The 8,100-nt window shown below is 71.1% G+C and carries 3 protein-coding genes and 2 CRISPR repeat arrays; of the genes, 1 reads left to right on the forward strand and 2 read right to left on the reverse strand.

The features are described from left to right. The first annotated feature begins 1,162 nt into the window (after positions 1-1,162). Positions 1,163-2,229: direct repeats of the CRISPR family, unit length 29 nt; unit sequence CGGACCACCCCCGCCTGCGCGGGAAGGAC. A gap of 91 nt (positions 2,230-2,320) precedes the next feature. Next, positions 2,321-4,303: direct repeats of the CRISPR family, unit length 29 nt; unit sequence CGGACCACCCCCGCCTGCGCGGGAAGGAC. Between the two features lie 650 nt (positions 4,304-4,953). After that, positions 4,954-5,226 carry a GntR family transcriptional regulator gene (locus tag ABZ479_RS34565; protein WP_500465242.1) on the reverse strand — a complete coding sequence of 91 codons (273 nt, stop codon included), beginning with the start codon at positions 5,224-5,226 and terminating at the stop codon, positions 4,954-4,956. A gap of 153 nt (positions 5,227-5,379) precedes the next feature. On the opposite strand from ABZ479_RS34565, the gene ABZ479_RS34570 reads away from it, so the two are divergent. Further along, positions 5,380-5,736, forward strand: a complete 357-nt coding sequence (locus tag ABZ479_RS34570) for a hypothetical protein (protein ID WP_500465238.1) — start codon at positions 5,380-5,382, stop codon at positions 5,734-5,736. 922 nt (positions 5,737-6,658) lie between these two features. Here ABZ479_RS34570 and ABZ479_RS34575 read toward each other — a convergent pair. After that, positions 6,659-7,162 carry a hypothetical protein gene (locus ABZ479_RS34575; protein WP_500465239.1) on the reverse strand — a complete coding sequence of 168 codons (504 nt, stop codon included), beginning with the start codon at positions 7,160-7,162 and terminating at the stop codon, positions 6,659-6,661. Between the last annotated feature and the right edge of the window lie 938 nt (positions 7,163-8,100).

Here is an 8,100-nt window from a genome sequence, read left to right on the forward strand (position 1 = left end):
CTGGGACGGACCACCCCCGCCTGCGCGGGAAGGACTTCGCGAAGTTCCACGGTGACCGCTACCGGGACGGACCACCCCCGCTTGCGCGGGAAGGACACGAGCGGCGTCGCCTCCATGCTCCTGCACTGCGGACCACCCCCGCTCGCGCGGGAAGGACGCGGGCCTCGTTCTCGCGGAACCGCAGCTCCGCGGACCACCCCCGCTCACGCGAAAAGGACCAGCCGCCGTCCACGATGACGATGTCGAAGCCCGGACCACCCCCGCTGGCGCGGGAAGGACAGCACGTTCTGCAGCCACGCGAACCATGCGTACGGACCACCCCCGCTCGCGCGGGAAGGACCCGACCGCGCGGATTGCCTTGCGCAGGTCGCCCGGACCATCCCCGCTCGCGCGGGAAGGACGCCCGCGGGCATGTCGACGGCGGAGTGGTACGGGGACCACCCCCGCCTGTGCGGGAAGGACTGGCCCGCATGCAGGGCCGCAGCCGACAGTTGCGGACCACCCCCGCCTGCGCGGGAAGGACGACGCGGACGGGAGGTCGGACAGGTTCGACGCCGGACCACCTCCGCTCGCGCGGGAAGGACATGCTGATGTCCGAGTCGAAGCGGCAGGAAATCGGACCACCCCCGCTCGCGCGGGAAGGACGTGATGGTGAGCCGGTCGGCGTCGGCGTACAGCGGACCACCCCCGCTCGCGCGGGAAGGACCGATCCGTAGGGCAAGCGAGCCAGCTCCGGGCCGGACCACCCCCGCCTGCGTGGGAAGGACGCGTCGTTGAACTGGGCCGACGCGGCCTTGACCGGACCACCCCAGCCTGCGCGGGATGGCCCCGTCCATCCGCTCGGCCATGAGCGACCACGGCGGACCACCCCCGCCTGCGCGGGAAGGACGAAGGTCGGCGGCCTCCGGCGGGGCGTGTAATGGGACCACCCCCGCTCGCGCGGGAAGGACGAGCTGGTGTTCAACCAGGGCGACGGCGACACCGGACCACCCCGCTCGCGCGGAAAGGACTCCTCGGTCAGCTCTCGCTGAGCCGGCGACATCGGACCACTCCCGCTCGGGCGGGAAAAACCTTACCGCCACCGACGTCCGGCGACTCGTTCCGGGCCGCCCCGCCTGTGCGGGAAGGCTGGCTGGCACGCAGATTCTATGGCTGGCGCGGGCGGACTACCCCCGCTCACGCGGGAAGGACTTGGGCAGCAGCGCGTTGGCGACGGCAACCCCCGGACCACCCCCGCCTGCGCGGGAAGGACTCCTCGCCCGCGTGCTGGTAGATCCACGTCACCGGACCACCCCCGCTCGCGCGGGAAGGACGAGCCCGAAGCGGACGACGTACGAGAGGTGTCCGGACCACCCCCGCTCGCGCGGGAAGGACCCAGCGGCGAACCCTCCTGTGGATCGTCGCTGTGGACCACCCCTGCTTGCGCGGGAAGGACAGCAGCGACCGGGCGTGAGCGGTTCCGGGTTCAGGACCACCCCCGCTCGCGCGGGAAGGACGCCGGCTGAGCGTCCGGCGCGTCGAGGTACTGCGGACCACCCCCGCTCGCGCGGGAAGGACGACCTCGACAACATCAAGGCCCTGCTCAACGACGGACCACCCCCGCTCGCGCGGGAAGGACCGACTGTCCGCGGGCCCCTGCCCCGTCCAGAGCGGACCACCCCCGCTCGCGCGGGAAGGACCGACTGTCCGCGGGCCCCTGCCCCGTCCAGAGCGGACCACCCCCGCTCGCGCGGGAAGGACGAGATCACCCGCAAGACCGCCAAGCGGATCTACGGACCACCCCCGCCTGCGCGGGAAGGACCCGGCGAGGAGCCCCGTGACCGAACTGGCGGTCGGACCACCCCCGCCTGCGCGGGAAGGACTCCCACGCTGCGTAGGAGTCCTGCCCGAACCGCGGACCACCCCCGCTCGCGCGGGAAGGACGTCAGGGTGCCGGCGCTCAGCGCCCAGATGGACGGACCACCCCCGCTCGCGCGGGAAGGACTGCACCACCTCCCCGCCCGCATCCGTGCGGAGCGGACCACCCCCGCTCGCGCGGGAAGGACGCGATGACGAGCTGGTCCGCGGCCGACCAGTACGGACCACCCCCGCTCGCGCGGGAAGGACGAGAGGATGCGGCGCGGACGGACGCGGCGGGACGGACCACCCCCGCTCGCGCGGGAAGGACCCCCTGGCGAGTGAGGCGACAGGGGATGACGACGGACCACCCCCGCCTGCGCGGGAAGGACCTGACGGTCCTGTGGGTCGTCCTCTCCTGGTCGGACTACCCCCGCTGGCGCGGGATGGGTGCGATCCATCAGCCCTCGGGCCTTGGTGCGGTCGGACCACTCCCGCTCGCGCGGGAAGGACATATAGGCGGTGCCGACGGCGAAGCCGACCAGCGGACCACCCCCGCTCGCGCGGGAAGGACAGCCACGCGAGGGCGCGTTCCTGTCGCTTGAGCGGACCACCCCCGCTCGTGCGGGAAGGACACGGGGTGCGCTGCGCCCGGCCAGTAGAGGGCCGGACCACCCCCGCCTGCGAGGGAAGGACACGGGGTGCGCTGCGCCCGGCCAGTAGAGGGCCGGACCACCCCCGCCTGCGAGGGAAGGACTTGCGGCCCTTGGCCTTGGCTTCTTGCTCGGGCGGACCACTCCCGCTGGCGCGGGAAGGACGATACACGGGACGCTGCCCTACGCTGGTCCCCCGGACCACCCCCGCTCGCGCGGGAAGGACAGCTCCTGCGCCTCGGTGCGGGTGCCGGCGTACGGACCACCCCCGCTCGCACGGGAAGGACACGAGGATGGTGCGGCTCTCGGGCTGCCAGAACGGACCACCCCCGCTCGCGCGGGAAGGACGGCCACGTCTGCACCCGCCAGTAGTCGTTCTCCGGACCACCCCCGCTCGCGCGGGAAGGACGACTTCGACGGCGTGCCGCTCGGGTTCGGTCCCGGACCACCCCCGCTCGCGCGGGAAGGACGCGTCCGCCCAAGGCGGCGAGGCGTCCGCGTACGGACCACCCCCGCCTGCGCGGGAAGGACCTCCGCCAAGTCGTTGGGGTGCAGCTCTCCCACGGACCACCCCCGCCTGCGCGGGAAGGACGTGAACGGCACGAGCAGGGTGGGCGCCTGCTGCGGACCACCCCCGCCTGCGCGGGAAGGACGTGACCAGGACGTCCACGCCCATCGGCGTGCGCGGACCACCCCCGCCTGCGCGGGAAGGACCGCCGCTCGAGCTCGTAGCGCTCGACGGAGACCGGACCACCCCCGCCTGCGCGGGAAGGACCGCTCCTCGAGTACGGAGGCGACGCCGGGCACCGGACCACCCCCGCCTGCGCGGGAAGGACGCCGACGAGGCGTTCGACATCCTGACCAGAGGCGGACCACCCCCGCCTGCGCGGGAAGGACACGCAGAACCCGGGCGTCGAGTACCAGAACGCCGGACCACCCCCGCCTGCGCGGGAAGGACTACGACGGCCGGACCAGTGCAGGGGTCGGGGTCGGACCACCCCCGCCTGCGCGGGAAGGACTACGACGGCCGGACCAGTGCAGGGGTCGGGGTCGGACCACCCCCGCCTGCGCGGGAAGGACGTCAGCTCGGGACGATCCGACACGGGTGTGTCCGGACCACCCCCGCCTGCGCGGGAAGGACTTCGAGTCCGGCACCCTCGGCACCATCACGGTCGGACCACCCCCGCCTGCGCGGGAAGGACACCTGGCGCTGCCAGAGCCCCGACTGCCGCCGCGGACCACCCCCGCCTGCGCGGGAAGGACCTTCGGGCCGTGTCCCCGTTGGGGGAAAGGGCCGGACCACCCCCGCCTGCGCGGGAAGGACGCGTGCGATGGCGGCGCGGTACACCGGCCCGACGGACCACCCCCGCCTGCGCGGGAAGGACCCGACCCAGTACACCCCGGACTCGACGATGGTCGGACCACCCCCGCCTGCGCGGGAAGGACGTCGACGGCGTGCTGACCACCCTTGACTCCGGCGGACCACCCCCGCCTGCGCGGGAAGGACCTGCTCGGCGTCATCGGTGAGGCCTGGGGGGCCGGACCACCCCCGCCTGCGCGGGAAGGACGACGGGGATTGACGTACCCTGTCCCCTCTGTCGCCGGACCACCCCCGCCTGCGCGGGAAGGACGCGCTGCACTGGTTGCGTGCGGCGTCGATGGCCGGACCACCCCCGCCTGCGCGGGAAGGACGCAGCCCTGAGCACGGACACGTCGTCGGGGACCGGACCACCCCCGCCTGCGCGGGAAGGACCACGCGCATGGTGCTGTCGAATCGGGCTACGGCGGACCACCCCCGCCTGCGCGGGAAGGACACTTTATGACCTGTGGGTTTGGAGTGCCTTTGCCAGTTCTTGGTGTGGTTGTCCATGTGTCATGCGAGCAGTGTGGCAGAGGCGAGAACTGTCAGAAGGCTTTGATGGTGCGGGCGTTGCGGGCTGACTGCGACGAGCTCCAGGATGACGTCGCTGGCTGTTCCCCGCGCCCGCGGGAGTGGTCCTGACCTCGGCTGGCTCAACACTGCCGCGGCCACCCCTGTTTGTCGCGTCTGCGGGGGTTGGTTGCATTGGCTTCTGCCGGTTCTGGCTGGTTCTGCTACCTGCGCTCTCGAAGATTTTCCTCACGCGCGTAGCACCTGCTTCCCGATGCTGTGCTGCTTGCCGCGTCGGTGGGGTGGTTTTGGCGTGGTGGTGAGTACCTGGACGGTCGTGCTCACCGTGCGGGTTTTGGGGGAGTGGTGAGTGCGTGCTGGTCGCTTTGGCTGGTGTCAGCACGGGAGGTTTCTGCGGTGTGCCCGGTCGGTGAGTTCGATGGGCGTCGTGCGCTGGGGTCCTGGTGGTGAGTTGTGGCGGGGTGTTGTGGCGGTGGGTGGGGAGCTCGCTGCTGGGGGCGTTGTCGGTGTTTGGTGTCCCGGGCTGCGAAGCGGTTCGCGGCCCGTGTTGTGTTGGTGCTGGGCGGTTGGTGGTTATTGCTTGGTGACGTAGGAGCCTTGGCCGAGGATGGTGTGGAGTTTGCCTTCGGTGCGTAGGGCGGCTACTGCCTTCTGGATAGTGGAGGGGGCGACGTCGAGTTCGGCGGCGAGGGTGTTGACGGCGGGGAAGCGTTCGCCGGCGGGGTAGGTGCCTGCGCGGGTTGTTCTGCCGGCTCGTGGCAGGCGGCGCCGTGCCTGCCCGGTGCCGGCTTCGGTTGTGTGCGCGGGGTCGCCCGCGCATCGTGCCCGTCGCGCGGTGGAGGTGATCGATGGGGACGCCCTGCCGTTGGTACCGCGTTATCTCGTGGCGTTCGAGCAGCGCCGGGAGGAGCAGGCGCAGCGGGATCGACGGCGTGCTCTGGTGCTGGCAGCCATGGGGCAGGACTGCGGGCCAGGGCGTGCAGCGTGAGCGGGGGAGTGGTGGGGCTGCGGCTGCTGCCATGGACCGGTCCGGACGGTAAGCCTGCCTACACACCGGACGACAATCCGGGCGGGATACTCGCGCAGATCGCCGACCGGGTCGAGGACGAGCACCTGGAGCAGGCACAGCGCATCCTCGACCTTCTGACGGGGGTTCTCGACGCCGGCGCCGGGACCCGGCCGGTCACTGAGCCGACGCGGGTGCTGCTCGGCTCGGCGTGTGAGGCGCTGGGCAGGGTGTTGCGGGTGGCGGAGTCGCGGGGGATGCGACTGCCCGCCTGCGTCGACGACGAGCCGGTCGACGACGGGGTGGTCGGCGATGGGCCGGTCGGGCCCGGGGTGCCTGATGGCGGGTGATGGGTACGTGAGCGTGTCGTGGGCGGAGGCCCTGTCCACGGTGGCGGCCGGCACGGCCGGACCTCGTGGGCTGTTGACCATTCGTGTGTCCCGTGACAGCGGCCGCACGTGGGGTCGGGCGGTCGGTCACCTTCAGCTCAGAAGGAGCACGGCCGCCTGCCACGTCGAGGTGGCCGCCGTGCGCGTGCGTGCTGTGCGTGCCGGGCAACCGGTGGCACGATCGGCGGTAGAGCGCTGCTTGGGGCTTACCGGCCGCCGGTGGAAAACTCGGTGCGAATAACCTGCCGGCACAGGCCCCCGACCCTCCCGTGGCCGGTAATTCGAATGGGTGCGGAACGGGAAAGTCTCCGTAGCGGCATAGTGCCGCCACGGAGACTTTCTTTTGCGCCCGGTGGGAAGCGCAGCAGTAAGATCACATTTCTTGTTCCGCTCCCGGTGCTTGCCGGGCCTAGCGGGGCGCTGCGGCGTGCTGCGTTGTTTTTACGGTTGGTGGACGTTGTTCCGTGGGGCCGGTGTGTGCCATAGGCTGGCGGGTGCTCCTTCATGGCTGATTGAGCAGTGGCCGGCGGGGCGTTCGGTCGGGGTTGCCGCCTTGGGCCGTCACCCTTCCTCTTGGGGGGTGTCTTCCGCCGGCCACACCTGGGCCTGCGGCCACGTCCCAGGGTGGGGGTGCAGTCCAGGGCCGGGGGCGCAGCACCACGTTGTGCAGGGCCGCCTACAAGCTCTTTTCCCCGCGGAGCGGGTGCCTTCCTGGCTGCGCCAGGGGGAAGGATTGCCCGCGCTGCGCGCGGGCCCCGGGCATGCCCGCTGCGCTGGGCGTGCCCGGTGGCAGGGATGGCAGCTCGCTGCGCTCCCCGCGCGGCACGCGTGGGTGTGGGCCGGGTGCCGTTCCCGGCTTCCGGCCCACACCCCTCATGCGCAACTACCCCTGCGGGTGGAGCGTTGAGTCTGCTTCGGCGTCCTCGTCAGGCTCGCCCTCCGGCCAGAACGCCGCAGCGAACGTCTCGCCGCCCGTGATGCCGATGGTGTTCTCTCGGTAGGACCGGGTCTCTGCCGCCGACAGCGGCCGCATCCACGGCACTTCACCCGCCCGGTACCCGTACTCCACATCCCACGCCCGCACCACCGCAGACACCGCACCCAGGACAACCGAGCACAGCTCCACACCGCAGTACTCGGCACGCGGGTCCAGCCCCGCACCAAGCAGCATGGCCACCACGTCCATCTGCTCGTCGTCCATCTCCACCAAGTCACCCGACGACGACCCGGTCACCGTGACCTGCGCCCACTCCAGGCGTGACTCCCCGTCAGAGTCAAGCCAGCACTTGAAAAGGTGCTCGCCCGGCTCCAGCCGTGCCACAAAGGAACCCAGTAAATCCGCGCCACGCTGGAAAACGGCAGCGTGCTGAGCCGCAGGCAGAGACATTTATGCCCCTTCTTTCTTGGTTGGCTGATTGGTCCGGCGAGTTGCCGCTCACCGATGCGCCAATTCTATTGAAAGAGTTCCGGGTGCGGACAGAGAAAAGCTAGATTCGACAGAAAAAGATTGAGAGACCAAAACCTTCCGCGCCTGTCATCGGGCAGCCCCCACCGCGCAGACTCAGTGAGGGCTCAGGCACGTGAGCGAGCTCCACCGCCCGGATGGCCCCCCGCCCACGGCAAGATCCGCTGCGCTATCCCTTGCGCTATCTCTTGCGTCATCTCTTGCACTATCCCTTGCATCGGTCTGGTGGGCCGTGGGGTGTTTCTGCTGGTCAAGTGGCTTTCTTCCTGGGTGGGTTGGTCTGACTTCTCCTGTGTGGGCCTGCTTGTGTTGGTGGGTGTGGGGTGGTGGCCGGCTGTTTCAGGTTCGTCCTCGGGTGGCGGTGGCCGTGGGGGTGCGCTGCGCTGGCCAAGGGTGGGGGAGGGGGCGCCGGGTGGTGGGCCCGGCGCGGCGCGAGGGGAACGCTGGGATCGCGGCCCGTGCGGGCGGGTGAGGCAGCGTCAGCGCTCCCCGTGTGGGGCACGAGCACGGCAGGGCTCCGGGCCATGGGGAGCGTGGCAGCCGCCCCGAGGGGGTGGCCCCGTTTCCCCATTCCTACATGCTGCATCACCTGCAGATGCACACCGACCTCAGCTTCCCGTAGCCAGCCAGGCCCGCGTCAGCGGGCCCTGAAGGCTTGAGGCGAAGCCGAGAGCCAGTCAGGCAAGCGCAGCGCGCCTGACCATGAGCGTGCGTCAGCACGCGGGGTGGGCTGGAGCGAAGCGAAAGCCCACCCGGGCCCGGTAAGGGGCAGGCCGAACGAAGTGAGGCCAGCCCCCGCACCAAAGGGGCCCAACCCCGAAACGAAGTGCAGGGGTTCACCGGTCCGCGAAGCGGACCGG

Source organism: Streptomyces sp. NPDC005722 (assembly GCF_040630935.1).
In the GTDB taxonomy this organism is placed as follows: Bacteria; Actinomycetota; Actinomycetes; order Streptomycetales; family Streptomycetaceae; genus Actinacidiphila.

Bases quoted from the DNA above. Each gene is read 5' to 3' on its own strand.
- ABZ479_RS34575 (WP_500465239.1), bottom strand. From the start codon at position 7,162: ATGTCTCTGCCTGCGGCTCAGCACGCTGCCGTTTTCCAGCGTGGCGCG.